The following is an 18114-nucleotide window of genomic DNA, read 5'->3' as shown; positions in this document are numbered from 1 at the left end:
GTCACATCGGGCGGCCGCCGTCCGTCTTGACCTCATGGACGCCGCCACCGCCACCTTCGCCCGCCATCGCCCGCGCCTGAAGGGCATCGCCTACCGCATGCTCGGCTCCGTCGCCGAGGCCGAGGACGTGGTGCAGGACGCCTGGCTGCGCTGGCACGCCTCGGCCGGGCAGCCGCCGGACAATGCCGAGGCCTGGCTGGTCACCGTGACCACGCGCCTGGCCATCGACCGCCTGCGCGCGGCCCAGGTCCAGCGCGAGCACTATGTCGGCACCTGGCTGCCCGAGCCCGTGGTGGAAGCCGCCCGGGAAGACGGGCCGCCCACCCCGGAGGAACTGGTCGAGCGCGCCGACAGCCTGTCGGTGGCCTTCCTCGCCGTGCTGGAGCGGCTGGCGCCCGACGCGCGGGCCGCCTTCCTGCTGCGCGAGGTGTTCGAGGTGGACTACGCCGAGATCGCCGCCACGCTCGGCCGCAGCGAGGCCGCCTGCCGCCAGCTGGTGCACCGCGCCAAGGCGGCGGTGCAGGAGGAGCGCCCGCGCTTCGCCGTGCCGCGCGAGCGCCACCTGGCGCTGCTGCACAGCTTCGCCGAGGCGGCGGCCAAGGGCGACCTGCACGGCCTGAAGGCGCTGCTGGCCGAGGACGTGGCGCTGATCGGCGACGGCGGCGGCAAGGTGCCTTCCTTCGGCCGGCCGCTGGTGGGCGGCCAGCGGGTGGCGCAGGTGTACTTCGCGGTGGCGCGGCGCCACCCGGGCGCGCTGCGCGTCGAGGTGGCGCAGGTCAACGGCGCGCCCGGCCTGCTGCGCTGGGTGGACGGCGTGCTGGAGTCCGTGCAGTCCTTCGAATGGGAGAACGGGCGCATCGTGCGCATCCATTCGCAGCGCAACCCGGACAAGCTGGCGCGCGTGGCGGCCGCGCGCGGGGCTGCTGCCTGACCTCGGCCCTCAGGCCCGCATCAGCGCCTCGATCTCGTCGCCCCGGACCGGCACGCCGCGGGTGATCAGTTCGCAGCCGGTCTCGGTGACGACGGCGTCGTCCTCGATGCGGATGCCGATGTCGTGAAACTGCTTCGGCACGTCGTCGGCCGCGCGCACGTAGATGCCGGGCTCGATGGTCAGCACCATGCCGGGCTGCAGGATGCGGCTGGGCCGGTTCTTGATGATCTCGCCCGAGAGCGGGTCCTTGCGCTCGCTGACCTCGCCCACCTGCGAGGGCTCGACATAGCTGCCGCAGTCGTGCACGTCCATGCCCAGCCAGTGGCCGGTGCGGTGCATGTAGAAGCGGAAGTACGCGCGCTGCTCGATCACGTCGTCGACGCTGCCGACCTTGTTCGCATCCAGCAGGCCCAGGTCGAGCATGCCCTGCGCCAGCACCTTCACCGTCGCGTCGTGCGGGTCGTTGAAGCGTGCGCCGGCCTTCGTCGCCGCCACGGCCGCCTCCTGGCTGGCCAGCACCAGGTCGTACAGCGCGCGCTGCGGCCCGCTGAAGCGGCCGTCGGCCGGGAAGGTGCGGGTGATGTCGCTGGCGTAGCCGTCCAGCTCGCAGCCGGCGTCGATCAGCACCAGCTCGCCCGCGCGCACCGGCGCGGCGTCGGCGCGGTAGTGCAGCACGCAGGCATTCGCGCCGGCGGCCACGATGGAGCCGTAGGCCGGGAACTGCGAACCGCCGAGGCGGAACTCGTGCAGCAGCTCGGCGTCGAGGTGGTATTCGCGCACGTCCTGGCCGGCGCGCAGCATGCGGGCGCTGGTCTGCATGGCACGCACGTGGGCGCGGGCGCTGATGTCGGCGGCGCGGCGCATGGTGTCCAGCTCGTGCGCGTCCTTGATCAGGCGCATCTCGTCCAGCGGGCCGCACAGGTCGCGCTGCTGCTCGGGGCAGAGGGCACCGAAGCGCACGCGGGCGCGCACCTTCTGCAGCCAGCCGTCCACGCGCGATTCCAGGCCCGCGTGCGTGGCGAACGGAAACCACACCGTCTCGCGGTTCTCCAGCAGCCGGGGCAGGCGCGTGTCCAGCTCGGCGACGGAGAAGGCCTCGTCGACGCCCAGCACGCCCGGCGCGGCCTCGGGCCCGAGCCGGTAGCCGTCCCAGATCTCGCGCTCCAGGTCCTTGGGCGCGCAGAAGAGGGTGGCGCGGCCGCTGCCGTCCAGCACCAGCCAGGCGTTGGGCTCGGCGAAGCCGGTGAGGTAGTAGAAGTAGCTGTCGTGCCGGAACGGGAAATCGTTGTCGCGGTTGCGCTGGCGCTCGGACGCGGTGGGCACGATGGCGATGCCGCCGGTGCCGAGCTGCGCGGCCAGGCGCGCGCGGCGGGCGGCGTAAGGGGAGGAAGGGGTGTCGCTGCGGCTCATGGGGTGGCGTTCAACTGGGCAAGGCGTTCCGGCGTGCCGACGTCGGTCCAGCGGCCGGCGTACAGCTCGGCGCTGACCAGGCCATTGTCCATCGCGGCGCGCAGCAGCGGTGCCAGCGGGGCCTTCGCGCCCTGCGGGTTGCCCGGCGCAATGTCGCAGTACGGCGGCGCGAACAGGGCGCTGCGGTACAGGCCGATGGTGGAGAAGGTGAAGCGCGGCACGTCCGCGCCGGCCGGCGCGTTCAGGGTCAGGCCGCCGGGGCCGATGCCGAAGTCGCCCTTCGGGTTGTGCGGCGGGTTGGGCACCAGCCACAGGTGGGCGAGGGCGCCGCTGGCGGCGAAGCGGTCCACCGCGTGCTGCGTGAAGCGGAAGTCCGGCGCGAACACGTCGCCGGCCGCGACCCAGAAGACGTCCTCCAGCAGCGGCAGCGCGCGCACGATGCCGCCGGCCGTCTCCAGCGCGCCGCCGAAGTCGCGGCCTTCCTCGGAGTAGGCGATCGCCGTGTTGCCGTGCCGGGCGCCGAAGCGCGCGGGGATCTGCTCGCCCAGCCAGGCTGTGTTGATCACCAGCCGCGTGAAACCACCCGCCGCCAGCGCCTCCATCGGCCACTGCATCAGCGGCTTGCCATGCACGGGCAGCAGTGGCTTGGGGCAGGTGTCGGTGAGCGGGCGCATGCGCTCGCCGCGGCCGGCGGCCAGCACCATGGCGCTGGCGCGCGGGCCGGGGGCAGAGAGGGTGGTCGGTGTCATGAGGCGGCGGCGATCGCGCGGCCGCGCTGCAGCGCCTGGCGGTCGGCGGCGGTCGGCTCGAACAGGGCCAGCAGGCCGTCGAGAACGCGCTGCGCCTTGGCCGAATGGTCACCGCCGAAGTTGCACACGTACACGTCGAGCGTGACGGCGCGGCGCTCCGGCCAGGTGTGGACGCACAGGTGCGACTCGGCCAGCAGCACGGTGGCGGTCACGCCGCCCGGCCCGGCGTCCGTGTCGGGGAAGCGGTGAAAGAGCTGGCCGACCGGTTGCAGCCCGGCTGCATGGACGGCGGCCACGCAGCGCACGCCCAGGGCCTGCGCGTCGGTCAGCCAGCGCGTGTCGCACTGGCAGTCGTGGAGGTCGGCGGTGAGGTGCAGGCCCTGCATGCGGCGGACTCTAGCAGCCCACCCATGCGGCGTGCGGCGAGCACCTCGTCCGGGCGAGGCGCCGGCAGCGCTGCCGCCTATGACGGTATCTCTGTGATGGGATACAGGACGAGATAGGCGCCCGATGGGGTGGCGACGTCGGGTCGGGTGTAGTTCCAGGTGCCCGTGACGGTGCCATCGGTGTACAGGCGGCCCGTGAAAAGGATCGGCCCGTTCGACGACGCAGGGCCTGGGGCGGGTGTCATGGTGAACGAGAGATAGCCGCCCACGGCCATCTGCCCCGTGACCACGCCCGTGCCGCAGCAGTCGCCGCCTGGATACGAAGTGCCCTCGGCTGTGCCCGTGATGGCGCCGACGGCGTCGTCGCGCACGCTGAGGTTGCCAGACCACTCGTATTCGCTGCTGCCCCAGCCGCCACTCACGCCGAACGTACCCAGAAGATCGCCCACCGGCGTGTCCGGCGCCACGGGCTCCGGCGGGGGCGGCGGGGGCGGGGGCGTCCAGTCGGCCGTGCCGACCAGGGTGACGCAGGGCAGCAGTTCGACGGTCTGGCCGGGCGCCGTGGACGCGATGTTCAGTGTCTGGGTCGAGCCGTTGCCTGCATCGATGAAATGCAGTGTGAGCGGCGCGTAGGCCGGTGCGTTGAGGAACGAATGCTCGCCCGACGGCAGCGGGTCGGAGAACGGGCTCATGGAGAAACCGGGGCCGTTCAGCACGACCTGCACGCCTTGTCGGTAGGCTGCCCCGTTCTGGAAGTTCACGCAATACTTGATCGTGATGCCGGTGAAGGCGCCGCCCCATTGCCGGTCCAGGTTCCAGGCGCTGAAGTGCGACACCTGCCCGAGGTAGCTGCCGTCGCTCTGCCGCGTGGCCTGGCCCTCGCGGATCCACAGCATGCGCTGCTCGTCGTAGTACCACAGCGGGATCGAAGCCTCGCCGCCGTCCACGCGGCTGACGCCGGGGTAGACCAGCGTGGCCGGCTGGCTGAGCTGCAGCGGGTTGCCGGCCGGGTCGGTCAGCGTCGCCTCGATCACGCCCACCGTCTGCAGGTGGTAGCCGGCGCCGCTGTCCTCGCCGCGATAGGGCTGCAGGAACGCGTCCACGCCCTCGGCGGTGGTGGGGTTGCGGTAGGCCGCGGCCAGGTGCACCGGCCCGTCGTAGGGGTTGCCGGCGGCGTCCTGGATGCCGGCGGCCGGAATGTCGATCACGGCGCCGTTGACGATGGCGACCACCCCGCCGGCCGCCTCGAAGGTGCGCTGCACGTCCACCGGCTGGAGCGCCACGTCCAGGGTGGTGGTTCGTCCCTGCACGAGCGGCGCTTCCTTGGCCATCGTCAGGTGTCCCCTGGACTTGACGAGGACCGTGGCCGGCGCCTGCGCGTCGGCGATGGCCAGGCGGTAGCGGCCCTCGGCGTCGGTACGCGCCGTGGCGCCGCCAGCGCTCACCGCGGCGTCGGCCACGGGCGCGCCGCCGGCGGTCACCTGGCCGGCGAGCACCGTCTCCTGATTGGAGGGATGGGGCGGGGTGGTTGGGGTGGTGGGCGTGGTCGGCGGACCGGACGTCTCGCCCGTGGTGGGGCCGGAGGGCGTGCCCGCCACCGGAAGGAAGCCGCCGCCCCCTCCGCCTCCTCCGCAGCCTGCGAGCAGGCTCAATCCCAGCGCGCATGCCAGCGCGCGAATTCTTGTTCGCATATGCAACTCCCTGTAGTGACAGCTTGGTTTTTGTAAGCGGAAGAATAGATGAGCGTCCGGCGCCATGTCCAGCGCCATCGCGCCCGGTCCGCCGTGTGGCGATACCCCGCCGGCTAAAATCGAGGGCTTTCCCTCACCCCAACCCCCCGAAAGCCTCTCTCCGATGGCCAACCACGCCTTGATGGCCAACGCGATCCGCGCGCTGGCGATGGACGCCGTACAACAAGCCAATTCCGGCCACCCCGGCGCCCCGATGGGCATGGCCGACATGGCGGTGGCCCTGTGGGGCGAGCACCTCCGGCACAACCCCGCCAACCCGCACTGGGCCGACCGCGACCGCTTCGTGCTCTCCAACGGCCACGCCTCGATGCTGGTCTATGCGCTGCTGCACCTGACGGGCTACGCGCTGCCGCTCGAGGAGCTGAAGAACTTCCGCCAACTGCACAGCAGGACGGCCGGCCACCCCGAGGTGGGCATCACCCCCGGCGTGGAAACCACCACCGGCCCGCTGGGCCAGGGCATCACCAACGCGGTGGGCTTCGCGCTGGCCGAGAAGCTGCTGGCCGCCGAGTTCAACCGCGACGGCCACGCCATCGTCGACCACCACACCTACGTCTTCCTCGGCGACGGCTGCCTGATGGAAGGCATCAGCCACGAGGCCGCCGCGCTGGCCGGCGCGTGGAAGCTGGGCAAGCTGATCGCCCTGTACGACGACAACGGCATCAGCATCGACGGCAAGGTCGCGCCCTGGTTCATCGACGACAGCGCCAAGCGCTTCGAGGCCTACGGCTGGAACGTGATCGGCCCGGTCGACGGGCACGATGCGCAGGCCGTCTCCAAGGCCATCGCGCAGGCCCGCAAGGCCAAGGGCGACAAGCCGTCCTTCATCATCTGCAAGACGCAGATCGGCAAGGGCAGCCCCAACCGCGCCGGCACCGCCAAGGCGCACGGCGAGCCGCTGGGCGCCGACGAGATCGGCCTGACGCGCAGCGCCATCGGCTGGACGCATGCGCCCTTCGAACTGCCCGAGGCCGTCTACCAGGACTGGGACGCCAAGGCCCGCGGCGCGGACGCCGAGGCCGCATGGAACGGGAAGTTCGCCGCCTATGCGAAGGCCTTCCCCGACCTGGCCGCGGAGTTCGAGCGCCGCATGCAGGGCGAGCTGCCGAAGCACTTCGACCAGACCGTGGTGGACGCCGTGCTGCACGCCCACACCAAGGCCGAGACGGTCGCCAGCCGCAAGGCCAGCCAGCTCGCGCTGGAGGCCCTCACCGCCCAGCTGCCCGAGCTGCTGGGCGGCAGCGCCGACCTGACCGGCTCCAACCTCACCAAGACCGCCGCCACGCCCGACCTGCGCTTCGACGCGAAGGGCGAGGTGGTCAAGACGGAAGCCGGCCAGATCGGCCGCCACATCAACTACGGCGTGCGCGAGTTCGGCATGGCCGCCATCATGAACGGCGTGGCGCTGCACGGCGGCTACATCCCCTACGGCGGCACCTTCCTCACCTTCAGCGACTACAGCCGCAACGCCATCCGCATGGCGGCGCTGATGAAGCAGCGCGTGATCCACGTCTTCACGCACGACTCCATCGGCCTGGGCGAGGACGGGCCCACGCACCAGTCCATCGAGCACGCCGCCAGCCTGCGCCTGATCCCCAACCTGGACGTCTGGCGCCCGGCCGACACGGCCGAGACCACCGTGGCCTGGGCCTGCGCGCTGCGCAACAGCCAGCGTCCCACGGCGCTGCTGCTGTCGCGCCAGAACCTGCCCTACGCACCGAAGGACGCGCTGGCCGACATCAGCCGCGGCGCCTACGTGCTGGCCGAGCCCGAGCGCGTCGGCCTGAAGAACAAAAAGGCCAAGGCGGTCATCATCGCCACCGGTTCCGAGGTGCAGCTCGCGCTCAAGGCGCAGGAACTGCTGGCCGCGAAGAAGATCGCGGTGCGTGTGGTCTCCATGCCCAGCACCACCACCTTCGACCGGCAGGACGCGAAGTACAAGAAGTCCGTGCTGCCCGCCGGCCTGCCGCGCATCGCGGTCGAGATGGGCGTCACCGACTTCTGGTGGAAGTACGGCGCCGCGGCGGTGGTCGGCATCGACACCTACGGCGAGTCGGCCCCGGCCGGCGTGCTGTTCAAGCATTTCGGCTTCACGGCGGAGAACGTGGCCGAGACGGTCGAGGCGGCACTGGCCCGCTGAGGGCCGGCCGAGCAGTTTTCTCAACTTTCAGGAGCATTCGCATGACGATCAAACTGGGCATCAACGGATTCGGCCGCATCGGCCGCAACGTGCTGCGCGCAGCGGTGCAGAACTTCCCCGACATCGAGATCGTGGGCATCAACGACCTGCTGGAGCCGGACTACCTGGCCTACATGCTCCAGTACGACTCGGTGCACGGCCGCTTCAAGGGCGAGATCGCCGTCGAGGGCAGCACGCTGATCGTGGGCGGCAAGAAGATCCGCCTGACGCAGGAGCGCGACCCGGCCAACCTCAAGTGGAACGAGGTCGGCGCCGACGTGGTGCTCGAATCCACGGGCCTGTTCCTCACCAAGGACACGGCGCAGAAGCACATCGACGCCGGCGCCAAGAAGGTCATCCTCTCGGCGCCCTCCAAGGACGACACGCCGATGTTCGTCTTCGGCGTCAACGACAAGACCTACAAGGGCGAGGCGATCATCTCCAACGCGAGCTGCACCACCAACTGCCTGGCGCCGCTGGCCAAGGTGCTGAACGACAAGTGGGGCATCAAGCGTGGCCTGATGACCACCGTGCACGCCGCCACCGCCACGCAGAAGACCGTGGACGGCCCGAGCAACAAGGACTGGCGCGGCGGCCGCGGCATCCTGGAGAACATCATCCCCAGCAGCACCGGCGCGGCCAAGGCGGTGGGCGTGGTGATCCCCGAACTCAACAAGAAGCTCACCGGCATGAGCTTCCGCGTGCCGACCTCCGACGTGTCGGTGGTGGACCTGACGGTGGAACTGAACAAGGACGCCACCTACAAGGAGATCTGCGCCGAGATGAAGGCGCAGTCCGAAGGCGCGCTCAAGGGCATCCTGGGCTACACGGAAGACAAGGTCGTCGCCACCGACTTCCGCGGCGACGCGCGCACCTCGATCTTCGACGCCGAGGCCGGCATCGCGCTGGACGGCACCTTCGTCAAGCTGGTGAGCTGGTACGACAACGAGTGGGGCTACTCCAACAAGTGCCTGGAGATGGCGCGCGTGGTGAGCAAGTAAGCCGGCCGCTGCCTCCGTAAAAAACAAAAAACGCGCCCCGCGGGGCGCGTTTTTTGTTTCCGGCCTCAGCCGGGCCGCCGCTGCGCGCAGAAGGCCAGCGTGGTGTAGGGGAAGGCGATCTCCCGCCGGCCGCGCAGCTCGGGGTGGGTGGCGATCAGCGTCTCCAGTTCGGCGCGCACCCGGTCGCGTCCGGCGGCGGGCAGCGCGGCGATGAAGCTCACGGACATGAAGCGCCTGACGATCACGTCCTCGGGCGTGCCCGTGTGCAGATGGGGCCACTGCGCCCTCTCCAGCGGGCCGAACAGCGGGCTCGCCTCGAGCGGCCGGCGCCAGTCGCCCTTGTGGAAGCGCGGCGCGTCGCCTTCGTAGGGCGTGATGATCCGCGTGATCCCGGCCACCCAGTCCACCGTCTCGTCGCGCACGTTCCACACCAGCCCCAGGCGGCCCTCTGGCCGCAGCAGGCGATGGAATTCGCGCAGCGCCGCCTCGGAGGCGAACCAGTGGAAGGCCTGCGCGCAGACGATGGCGTCGGCCGAGGCGTCGGGCAGCGGCACGGCGTCCGCCGTGGCGGCCACGGCCTGCACCGCCGGCAGCGCGGCCTGCAACTGCGCGCGCATCGCATCGACCGGCTCCACCGCGGTCACCGCGGCGCCGGTGCGCGCCAGCAGGGCGGTGAACTTGCCGGTGCCGGCGCCCACGTCCAGCACGCTGCGGCCCGGCCCCAGCGCGAGCGTGTCCTGCAGCCAGCCGAGCAGGGGCGCCGGGTAGTCGGGCCGGCCGCGCACGTAGGTGCCGGCCTCGCGCGAGAAGCCCTGCTGCGCGGCGTCGTGCACCTTCGCCGTCATGTCCAGAAGGCCTCGAAACCTTCGAAGGGCTCGAAGCGTCCGGGGCCGGCCACCTTCAGGCGCAGCGGGCCGGGCATGGCGCGCTCGCGCTCGGGGTGCGCCGGGTCGCCGGGATAGGCCATCGCGCGCATGCCGCCGTCCAGCTCGAACACGTGCGGCCGCACGCAGTAGGGCGGGCGCGCCCGGGCGCCGGCCATCAGCGCCGTCACGTCGCGCAGGTGGCCGATGTGGGCCAGGCTCATGATCTGCGGCGGCGCCAGCGCCATCTCGCCGTCCCAGTAGCGCCGCAGCGCCTGGCGCGGGGTGAGCCAGGCGCTGGCGACGGCCTCGTGGTCGTCGTGCACGGCGGTTTGACCGGCCGGCAGCGCGGCGAGGAAGAAGCGGGTGTCGAAGCGCCGGCCCTGGAAGGAGACCGAGCGCTCCGGCGTGATCCAGCGCGACCAGGGCTGCAGCGCGCCCAGGTGCGGCGCCAGCCCGAGCCGGGCCAGCGCCTCGCCGAAGGGCAGGCCCTCGCCGCACAGCCGCGCCGCCTGCGCTGCTGCTGCGGCGTCCGCGCCCTCGGCGAAGAGCACGCCGCATTCCTCGAAGGCCTCGCGCAGGGCGGCCATGCACAGGGCGTGCGCGGCGTCCGGCGCCAGGTCCGGTTCGCCCAGTTGCCGGTGCAGCGCATCGGCCTGCGCGGCGGCGCCCGCCGGGCCGTCGCCGGCATCGACCTTGCCGCCGGGGAAGACCCAGGCCCCGCCCAGCACGGACGAGCGGCTGTGGCGCTGCACCATGAACACCTCCGGCCCCTCGGCGCCGTCGCGCACCAGCAGCACGCTGGCGGCAGGTTCGATGGGCAGGGCGGCGGGTGTCTCCATGGCGGGCTCGGGCGGGTGGCAGCCCGCCATTGTGCGCCGGGCACGTCCTTCGGCCTGTCGCCCGCATCCGGCGTTGCGGCGATGATGCGCCCCGGCATGACGATCAACCTGCAGACCCTCAAGTGTGGCGAGTGCGGCGGCGGCGAGCTGCGGCGCACCGGCCTGAACCAGTACGAATGCGCGCACTGCGGCTCGGTGTCGGTGGTGGAGGACGATGTCTCCGACCGGCTCGACCGCGTGCTCGACCAGGTCCAGCGCGCCGCGGCCGAAAGGCTGGCGGCCGAGGAGGCGGCGCGCCGGCGCCACTTGGCGCGCATCGCCGGCTACGCGGCGATCGGGGTGGCGGCGCTGGCGGGCGTGGTGGTGCTCGTCCAGCTCCTGTCCCCGCGGCCCGAGCCGGCCCGGCGCCCCGCCGTGGCGGCGCGCACGGCGCCGCAGCCGCCCGAGGTGCCGCCCGACAGCCTGGCGCTGAGCGAGGCCGTGCAGGTGCTGGCAGGCACCGGCAGCAGCGCGCGGCCGCGGCTGTTCGTGCTGGCGCGCAACCAGGGGCCGCTGCCGCTGGCCCGCCCGTCGGTCACCGCCGTGCTGCGCGACGCCGGCGGCGCGGTGATCGGCGAGCGCCGCGAGTCGCTGCCGCTGGACGTGCTGATGCCCGGCGAGTCGGCGCCGCTGCTGTTCGACCTGCCGGCGGGTCAGGCGGTCGCCGGCCAGACGCTGCGGGCCGAGCGGCTGGAGGCGGTGCGCGACGGCGTGCCGGCGCCGGCGTTGCGCTTCGCGCGCGTGCGCCTGGTGCAGCAGGACGAGTCGCTGCGGCTGGTCGGCCTGCTGGCCCACCCGCAGCCGCAAGGCGCGGGCGACGCCCTGGCCCAGTGCGAGGTGCTGGCGATGGTGTACGACGGCGCGGGCGCGCCGGTCGGCTTCGGCCGCGGCCACGCATCGGCCGGCGAACTGCCGCCCGGCGCCCGCACGGCGATGGACGTGCGCATCGAGCGCTTCGGCAACCGCCAGGCGCCCATCGGGGCGTGGGACTACCGCATCGGCTGCCGGCGTGCGGCGTCGCAGCCGCCGGGCGGGCGCGCCGCGCTGCTCGGCGCCGACCGCGTGGTGCGCACCGAGGGCGGCCCCGAGCCGCTCAACGCGCGCCTGCGCGTGAGCACCGAGGAGCTGCTGGCCGACGATGACGAGCGCTTCGACCCGGCCCGGCTCGAACTCGGGCCGCTGGTGGCCGGGCGCGACACGGTGCAGCGCCCGGTGTACCTGGCCGAGATCGTCAACCGCAGCCAGGAGGCCGTCGCCCTCGCGCCGGCCGCGCTGATCACGCACTTCAACGGCGCGCGCGCCGCCGGCGAGACGCTGGCCGCGGGGCCGGCGATGCTCTATCCGGGCGAGCGCTTCCCGCTGCTGCTCGACCCCGGCCGCGAGGAGCGCATCACCGCCACCCACATCGAGTGGAAGCCGATGCGCCGCGCCGCGCTGCCGGGCGCGCGCCCGGCGCTGGAGGTGCAGGTGACCGGCACCCGCGCCGACACCAGCAGCGTGCTGGTCAACTTCAGCCGGCGCTACACGTACCGCTATGCCGAGGTGAGCGGTACCGTGCGCAACACCGGTTCGGCCATCGTGCGCAAGCCCGTGCTGTGGGTCAGCCTGCGCGACCGCGAGGGCCGGCTCACCGGCTTCACCCGGGTGGACAGCCTGGGCGCCCTGGCGCCCGGCGAGAGCCTGCCCTTCCAGGCCAAGGTGGACCAGCGTGGGCGCGATTTCGCGACGGTGAGCACGCTGTACGACGCGCAGTAGCGCCGCCCGCGCGGCCTGGATCGCTTGTCATCCGCATGCGGCATCGTCCTGCATGCCGCGGCACGGCACCGGGCTAAGGTCTGTTTCTTGCTGTCCGCATCCAGGAACGCAGGAGAACAACAACCATGCTGCATGTCGAGGAAGGGCTGCCCCATCCCCTGGGCGCCACCTACACCGGCCAGGGCGTCAATTTCGCCGTGTTCTCCGCCCACGCCACGAAGGTGGAGGTGTGCGTCTACGACGAGGGCGGCCGGCACGAGACCGGCCGCGTCGCGCTGCCCGAGTACACCGACGAGGTGTGGCACGGCTTCGTGCCCGGCCTGGGGCCGGGCACCCGCTACGGCCTGCGCGTGCACGGCCCCTATGCGCCGCAGGAAGGCCACCGCTTCAACCCCAACAAGCTGCTGCTCGACCCCTACGCCAAGGCCCACATGGGCGAGGTGCAGTGGGTGCCCGAGATCTTCGGCTACACCGTCGGCCACGAGGACGGCGACCTCAGCTTCGACGAGCGCGACAGCGCCCCCTTCGTGCCCAAGTGCGTGGTGGTCGACTCGCGCTTCGAGTGGAAGCAGCCCATCGGCCCGCGCATTCCCTGGGAGCGCACGCTGATCTACGAGACGCACGTGCGCGGCCACACCATGCGCCACCCCGGCGTGCCCGAGCACCTGCGCGGCACCTTCGCCGGCTTCGCGCAGGACGAGGTGCTGCGCCACATCCGCGAGCTGGGCATGACCAGCATCGAGCTGCTGCCGGTGCAGCGCTTCATCACCCAGGCCTTCCTCGAGGAAAAGGGGCTGGTCAACTACTGGGGCTACGACACGCTGGGCTTCTTCGCGCTCGCGCCCAAGTACCTGCACGAGCCGAGCATCGACGAGTTCAAGTACTTCGTCGACCGCGTGCACGCGCACGGGCTGGAGCTGATCCTCGACGTGGTCTACAACCACACGCCCGAGGGCAACGAGCTGGGCCCCACGCTCAGCTTCAAGGGCATCGACAACGCGAGCTACTACCGCCTGATGCCCGGCGGCGAGGATGCGCCCGGCCCGCGCTACTACATCAACGACACCGGCACCGGCAACACGCTCAACCTCTCCCACCCGCGCGTGCTGCAGATGGTGACCGACAGCCTGCGCTACTGGGTCAGCGAGATGCACGTGGACGGCTTCCGCTTCGACCTCGCCACCATCCTCGGGCGCGAGGACCACGGCTTCGACGAAGGCGGCGGCTTCCTCGACAGCTGCCGGCAGGACCCGGTGCTGGCCAGCAGCAAGCTGATCGCCGAGCCGTGGGACTGCGGACCCGGCGGCTACCAGGTGGGCGGCTTCCCGCCCGGCTGGGCCGAGTGGAACGACCACTACCGCGACACCGTGCGCGCCTTCTGGAAGGGCGACGAGGGCACCGCCGCCGCGCTGGCCGGCTGCCTCACCGCCAGCGCCGACCGCTTCAACCGGCGCGGCCGCCGGCCCTGGGCCAGCGTCAACTTCATCACCGCGCACGACGGCTACTGCCTGGCCGACCTGGTGAGCTACAACGACAAGCACAACGAGGCCAACGGCGAGGACAACCGCGACGGCCACTCCGACAACCGGAGCTGGAACTGCGGCGCCGAGGGCCCGACCGACGACCCCGAGATCCTCGCCCTGCGCGCCCGCCAGCAGCGCAACCTGCTGGCCACGCTGCTGCTGTCGCAGGGCACGCCGATGCTGCTGGGCGGCGACGAGTTCGGCCGCACCCAGCAGGGCAACAACAACGCCTACTGCCAGGACAACGAGATCTCCTGGTTCGACTGGGCCGGCATCGACGACCGCGGCCGCGCGCTGATCGCCTTCGTCAAGCACCTCACGCACCTGCGCGAGACGCTGCCGGTGCTGCGGCGCAACCGTTTTCTCACCGGCGCCTTCGACGAGGAGCTGCAGGTCAAGGACGTGACCTGGCTGGCCTGCGACGGCGCCGAGATGGACCAGGCCCACTGGGACGACCCGCGCACCCGCTGCTTCGGCATGCTGCTCGAAGGCCATGCCCGCGCCACCGCCATCGCCCGCCGCGGGCTGGACCGCAGCGTGCTGCTGGTCTTCAACGCCTGGGAGGACGCGCTGGACTTCCAGCTGCCCGCGCACGGCGACGGCGCGCGGTGGACGCTGTCCGTGGACACCGCCCAGGAGGCGATCGAGGACCCCGACGCCGCGTTCGAGGCCGGGCAGGCCTACACCGTCACCGCGCGCTCGCTGCTGGTCCTCGTCGCCGCATGAAGGAAGCACACGCCATGCCGCCATCCCGTCTCGCCCCCACCGACCTGTACCTCCTGCGCGAAGGCACGCACAGCCGCCTGTACGAGAAGCTGGGCGCGCATCCGGCGCAGGAGGGCGGCGTGCGCTTCGCCGTGTGGGCGCCCAACGCCGCGCGCGTGTGGGCGGTGGGCGACTGGAACGGGTGGAGCGACGCCGACGCCCTGGCGCCGCGCGAGGACGGCAGCGGCGTGTGGGAGGGCACGGCCGCCGCGGCGCAGCCCGGCCACGCCTACAAGTACCGCATCCTCACGCCCGGCGGCGAGGTGCTGGAGAAGGCCGATCCCTTCGCCTTCCAGGCCGAAATGCCGCCGGCCACCGCCTCGCGCATCTGGGCCGGCGCGCACGACTGGGGCGACGGCGAATGGATGGCCGGCCGCGCCCGGCGCAACGGGCTGGATGCGCCCATCGCCATCTACGAGGTGCATCCCGGCTCGTGGCGGCGCGGCGAGGGCGGGCGCTTCCTGAACTGGCGCGAGCTCGCACCGCTCTTGGCCGACTACGTGAACGACCTGGGCTTCACCCAGGTCGAGCTGATGCCTGTCACCGAACACCCCTTCTACGGATCGTGGGGCTACCAGACGACGGGCTACTTCGCGCCCACCGCGCGCTACGGCACGCCGGAGGACTTCATGGCCTTCGTCGACCACCTGCACCGGCGCGGCATCGGCGTCATCCTCGACTGGGTGCCCAGCCATTTCCCGACCGACGCGCACGGCCTGGCGCGCTTCGACGGCACGCACCTGTACGAGCACGCCGACCCGCGCCAGGGCTTCCACCCGGAATGGAACTCGGCCATCTTCAACTACGGCCGCAACGAGGTGCGCAGCTTCCTGCTCTCGTCGGCGCTGTTCTGGCTGGAGCGCTTCCACATCGACGGCCTGCGCGTGGACGCGGTGGCCTCCATGCTCTACCTGGACTACGCGCGCGCGCCGGGCGAGTGGATCCCCAACGTGCACGGCGGACGCGAGAACCTGGAGGCGGTGCACTTCCTGCGCGAGCTGAACACCGCCGTCTACCGCGAGCACCCCGACGCCTTCACCGTGGCCGAGGAATCCACCGCCTGGCCGATGGTCTCGCGCCCCGTCGGGATGGGCGGCCTGGGCTTCGGCATGAAGTGGAACATGGGCTGGATGCACGACACGCTCGACTACATGGCCGAGCAGCCGGTGCACCGCAAGTGGCACCACCACCGGCTGACCTTCTCGCTGGTGTACGCCTTCAGCGAGAACTTCGTGCTGCCGCTCTCGCACGACGAGGTGGTGCACGGCAAGGGCTCGCTGCTGGGCAGGATGCCGGGCGACGACTGGCAGCAGTTCGCCGGCCTGCGCGCCATGCTCGGCTACATGTGGGCGCACCCGGGCAAGAAACTGCTGTTCATGGGCGGCGAGTTCGGCCAGCGCCGCGAGTGGACGCACGACGGCGAACTGGAGTGGTGGGTCACCGACCTGTCCGGCCACGGCGGCGTGCAGCGCTGGGTGCGCGACCTGAACCACCGCCTGCGCGATGAGCCCGCGCTGCACCGCGTCGACTTCAGCGGCGCCGGCTTCGAGTGGGTGCAGGCCGACGACGAGGACCACAGCGTCTACGCCTTCGTGCGCCAGGCCGAGGGGGCGCCGCCGGTGCTGGTGGTCTCCAACTTCACCCCCGTGCCGCGCGAGGGCTACCGCCTCGGCGTGCCGCGCGCCGGCACCTGGGAAGAGATCGCCAACAGCGACGCGGCCTCGTTCGACGGCGCCGGTTGGGGTAACTTCGGGGCCGTGGAGACAGCGCCCGTGCCCGCGCACGGGCGGCCACAGTCGCTGGTGCTGACGCTGCCGCCCTTGTCCACCCTCTACTTGAGGGGGCCTCTATCCAACGGAGCGACGACCTGATGGCCCAAGCCGCGAAGCTGCTGACCCTTTCCCCCATCGGCGTGGCCGACGGCCGCCAGCGCGCGGTGATCGACGCCGTGCTGCCCGGCGTGGACAACGGCCGCTTCGCCGCCAAGTGCGTGGCCGGCGAGCCCTTCCACGTCGAGGCGCACTGCTTCTGCGAGGGCCACGACATGCTGCGCGTGATGCTGCAGTGGCAGCGCGAGGGCGACGCCGCCTTCGCCGAGGTGCCGATGACGCTGAAGTGGAACGACGAGTGGCACGCGCACTTCACGCCGCCCGCGCCCGGCCGCTACCGCTACACGGTGCAGGCCTGGGTCGACGCCTTCGCGTCCTGGCGCCACGAGCTGGCGCGCCGCGTGGACGCGGCCGACATCCGCATCGCCGCGCGCGTGGGCGCCGGCGAGGCCCGCGCGGCCGCGCAGCGCGCCCCGGCGGCGGACGCGCAGGCCCTGCTGGGCTGGGCCGCCGCGCTGGAGGACGGCGCCGCCGACCCGTCGATGGACAGCTCGGTGCTCAAGGCGCTGGCGCTGGACGAGGCGATGGCCGAGACGATGCACCGCTGGCCCGACCGCAGCCATGCCACCGTGCTCGCGCCCGGCTTCCCGCTGGTGGCCGACCGCGAGCGGGCGCGCTACAGCACCTGGTACGAGCTGTTCCCGCGCTCGGCCTCGCCCGAGCCCGGCCGGCACGGCAGCTTCGCCGACGTGCAGAAGCTGCTGCCGCAGATTGCGCAGATGGGCTTCGACGTGCTGTACTTCCCGCCCATCCACCCCATCGGGCGGCAGCAGCGCAAGGGGAAGAACAACGCGCTCGCGGCGCAGGAAGACGACGTCGGCAGCCCCTGGGCCATCGGCGCGATCGAGGGCGGGCACAAGGACATCCTGCCCGCGCTGGGCACGCACGAGGACTTCCGCCGGCTGGTGCAGGCCGCGCGGCATCACGGCATGGAGATCGCGCTGGACATCGCCTTCCAGTGCGCGCCCGACCACCCCTGGGTGGAGCAGCACCCGCTGTGGTTCAAGTGGCGCCCCGACGGCACGGTGCAGTACGCCGAGAACCCGCCCAAGAAGTACCAGGACATCTATCCGTTCGACTTCGAGAGCGAGGACTGGCAGGGCCTGTGGGCCGAGCTCAAGGGCGTGTTCGACCACTGGATCGCGCAGGGCGTGGCGGTGTTCCGCGTGGACAACCCGCACACCAAGGCCTTCCCCTTCTGGGAGTGGGCGATCACGGAAATCAAGCGCGAGCACCCGGAAGTGATCTTCCTGGCCGAGGCCTTCACCCGGCCCAAGGTGATGCACCGGCTGGCCAAGCTGGGCTATTCGCAGTCGTACACCTACTTCACCTGGCGCAACGCGAAGGAGGAGTTGACGGCGTACTTCACGGAGCTGTCCACGCCGCCGGGCGTGCACTACTTCCGCCCCAACGTCTGGCCCAACACGCCCGACATCCTGCACGAGCAGCTGCAGACCGGCGGCGAGGCGATGTTCAGGCTGCGGCTGGTGCTGGCCGCCACGCTCAGCGCCAGCTACGGCATCTACGGCCCGGCCTACGAGCTGAAGGAACATCTGCCGCGCGAGCCGGGCAGCGAGGAGTACCTGGACTCCGAGAAGTACCAGCTGCGCCACTGGGACCGCGACCGGCCCGACAGCCTCGCGCCCCTCATCGCCCGCATGAACGCCATCCGGCGCGAGCATGCGGCGCTGCAGCGCAACGACACGCTGCAGTTCCTGCCCATCGACAACGACCAGCTCATCGCGTACATGAAGACCAGCAGCGACGGGCGCGACGTCGTCGTCACCGTGGTCAACCTCGACCCGTGGAACGCCCAGGTCGGCTGGCTGCAGCTCGACCCGGAACGCATCGGCGTGCCGCACGACCAGTGGTTCCAGATGCACGACCTGCTGGGCGGCGCACGCTTCATGTGGCGGGGGGGACATCACTACATCCGGCTCGACCCGGGCGAGGCGCCGGCGCACGTCATGCACGTGCGGCGCCGGACCCGGACCGAGCGGGACTTCGACTACTACCAGTGAAGCTCAGGGA

The 18114-nt window shown here is 71.8% G+C and carries 13 protein-coding genes; 7 read left to right on the top strand and 6 right to left on the bottom strand.

What is annotated here, in order from left to right:
- The first annotated feature begins 34 nt into the window (after positions 1-34).
- On the top strand, positions 35-931 hold the full coding sequence (locus Q392_RS00940; RefSeq protein WP_038200372.1) for an RNA polymerase sigma-70 factor: 897 nt from the start codon (positions 35-37) through the stop codon (positions 929-931).
- A 9-nt stretch (positions 932-940) separates the two neighbouring features.
- On the opposite strand, the gene Q392_RS00935 is transcribed toward Q392_RS00940, so the two are convergent.
- The 4 genes from Q392_RS00935 to Q392_RS00920 form a co-directional block, all read right to left on the bottom strand.
- Positions 941-2341, bottom strand: coding sequence for an aminopeptidase P N-terminal domain-containing protein (locus Q392_RS00935; RefSeq protein WP_038200371.1), 1401 nt, complete (start codon positions 2339-2341; stop codon positions 941-943).
- Positions 2338-3045 (bottom strand): nucleotidyltransferase family protein, encoded by a 708-nt coding sequence (locus tag Q392_RS00930; RefSeq protein WP_038200523.1) that lies wholly within the window; start codon positions 3043-3045, stop codon positions 2338-2340. Before Q392_RS00930 ends, Q392_RS00935 begins: the two co-directional genes overlap by 4 nt.
- Positions 3046-3086: 41 nt before the next feature.
- Positions 3087-3476: an S-adenosylmethionine decarboxylase family protein gene (locus Q392_RS00925; protein ID WP_038200370.1), complete on the bottom strand. Its 390-nt coding sequence runs from the start codon at positions 3474-3476 to the stop codon at positions 3087-3089.
- A 77-nt stretch (positions 3477-3553) separates the two neighbouring features.
- Positions 3554-5167, bottom strand: coding sequence for a carboxypeptidase-like regulatory domain-containing protein (locus Q392_RS00920; protein WP_157007678.1), 1614 nt, complete (start codon positions 5165-5167; stop codon positions 3554-3556).
- 163 nt (positions 5168-5330) lie between these two features.
- Here Q392_RS00920 and tkt point away from each other — a divergent pair, with 163 nt between their 5' ends.
- Both tkt and gap read left to right on the top strand, forming a co-directional pair.
- The gene (gene tkt / locus Q392_RS00915; protein ID WP_038200368.1) at positions 5331-7367 is read left to right on the top strand and encodes a transketolase; all 2037 of its coding nucleotides are present in this window, start codon (positions 5331-5333) and stop codon (positions 7365-7367) included.
- A 41-nt stretch (positions 7368-7408) separates the two neighbouring features.
- Positions 7409-8407, top strand: coding sequence for a type I glyceraldehyde-3-phosphate dehydrogenase (gap, locus tag Q392_RS00910; RefSeq protein ID WP_038200367.1), 999 nt, complete (start codon positions 7409-7411; stop codon positions 8405-8407).
- A 65-nt stretch (positions 8408-8472) separates the two neighbouring features.
- Here gap and Q392_RS00905 read toward each other — a convergent pair whose 3' ends face one another.
- Both Q392_RS00905 and Q392_RS00900 read right to left on the bottom strand, forming a co-directional pair.
- Positions 8473-9252: a class I SAM-dependent methyltransferase gene (locus Q392_RS00905; RefSeq protein ID WP_038200366.1), complete on the bottom strand. Its 780-nt coding sequence runs from the start codon at positions 9250-9252 to the stop codon at positions 8473-8475.
- The gene (locus Q392_RS00900; protein ID WP_038200522.1) at positions 9249-10112 is read right to left on the bottom strand and encodes an NUDIX hydrolase; all 864 of its coding nucleotides are present in this window, start codon (positions 10110-10112) and stop codon (positions 9249-9251) included. Before Q392_RS00900 ends, Q392_RS00905 begins: the two co-directional genes overlap by 4 nt.
- A gap of 96 nt (positions 10113-10208) precedes the next feature.
- Here Q392_RS00900 and Q392_RS00895 point away from each other — a divergent pair, with 96 nt between their 5' ends.
- The 4 genes from Q392_RS00895 (at position 10209) to Q392_RS00880 (ending at position 18104) form a co-directional block, all read left to right on the top strand.
- A complete protein-coding gene (locus tag Q392_RS00895) occupies positions 10209-11906 on the top strand; it encodes an FxLYD domain-containing protein (RefSeq protein WP_038200521.1) in 1698 nt (565 codons plus the stop codon).
- 125 nt (positions 11907-12031) lie between these two features.
- On the top strand, positions 12032-14155 hold the full coding sequence (glgX, locus tag Q392_RS00890; RefSeq protein WP_084216744.1) for a glycogen debranching protein GlgX: 2124 nt from the start codon (positions 12032-12034) through the stop codon (positions 14153-14155).
- A 14-nt stretch (positions 14156-14169) separates the two neighbouring features.
- A complete protein-coding gene (gene glgB, locus Q392_RS00885; protein WP_038200365.1) occupies positions 14170-16065 on the top strand; it encodes a 1,4-alpha-glucan branching protein GlgB in 1896 nt (631 codons plus the stop codon).
- Positions 16065-18104, top strand: a complete 2040-nt coding sequence (locus Q392_RS00880; protein WP_038200363.1) for an alpha-1,4-glucan--maltose-1-phosphate maltosyltransferase — start codon at positions 16065-16067, stop codon at positions 18102-18104. Before glgB ends, Q392_RS00880 begins: the two co-directional genes overlap by 1 nt.
- The last annotated feature ends 10 nt before the right edge of the window (positions 18105-18114 follow it).

It is taken from the genome of Xenophilus azovorans DSM 13620 (genome assembly GCF_000745855.1).
Classification (GTDB): domain Bacteria; phylum Pseudomonadota; class Gammaproteobacteria; order Burkholderiales; family Burkholderiaceae_C; genus Xenophilus; species Xenophilus azovorans.
This window is presented reverse-complemented; position numbering and strand designations above follow the sequence as displayed.

Coding starts and splice junctions, on each gene's coding strand:
- Q392_RS00940 (WP_038200372.1), top strand. CDS start 35: ATGGACGCCGCCACCGCCACCTTCGCCCGCCATCGCCCGCGCCTGAAG.
- Q392_RS00935 (WP_038200371.1), bottom strand. CDS start 2,341: ATGAGCCGCAGCGACACCCCTTCCTCCCCTTACGCCGCCCGCCGCGCG.
- Q392_RS00930 (WP_038200523.1), bottom strand. CDS start 3,045: ATGGTGCTGGCCGCCGGCCGCGGCGAGCGCATGCGCCCGCTCACCGAC.
- Q392_RS00925 (WP_038200370.1), bottom strand. CDS start 3,476: ATGCAGGGCCTGCACCTCACCGCCGACCTCCACGACTGCCAGTGCGAC.
- Q392_RS00920 (WP_157007678.1), bottom strand. CDS start 5,167: ATGCGAACAAGAATTCGCGCGCTGGCATGCGCGCTGGGATTGAGCCTG.
- tkt (WP_038200368.1), top strand. CDS start 5,331: ATGGCCAACCACGCCTTGATGGCCAACGCGATCCGCGCGCTGGCGATG.
- gap (WP_038200367.1), top strand. CDS start 7,409: ATGACGATCAAACTGGGCATCAACGGATTCGGCCGCATCGGCCGCAAC.
- Q392_RS00905 (WP_038200366.1), bottom strand. CDS start 9,252: ATGACGGCGAAGGTGCACGACGCCGCGCAGCAGGGCTTCTCGCGCGAG.
- Q392_RS00900 (WP_038200522.1), bottom strand. CDS start 10,112: ATGGAGACACCCGCCGCCCTGCCCATCGAACCTGCCGCCAGCGTGCTG.
- Q392_RS00895 (WP_038200521.1), top strand. CDS start 10,209: ATGACGATCAACCTGCAGACCCTCAAGTGTGGCGAGTGCGGCGGCGGC.
- glgX (WP_084216744.1), top strand. CDS start 12,032: ATGCTGCATGTCGAGGAAGGGCTGCCCCATCCCCTGGGCGCCACCTAC.
- glgB (WP_038200365.1), top strand. CDS start 14,170: ATGCCGCCATCCCGTCTCGCCCCCACCGACCTGTACCTCCTGCGCGAA.
- Q392_RS00880 (WP_038200363.1), top strand. CDS start 16,065: ATGGCCCAAGCCGCGAAGCTGCTGACCCTTTCCCCCATCGGCGTGGCC.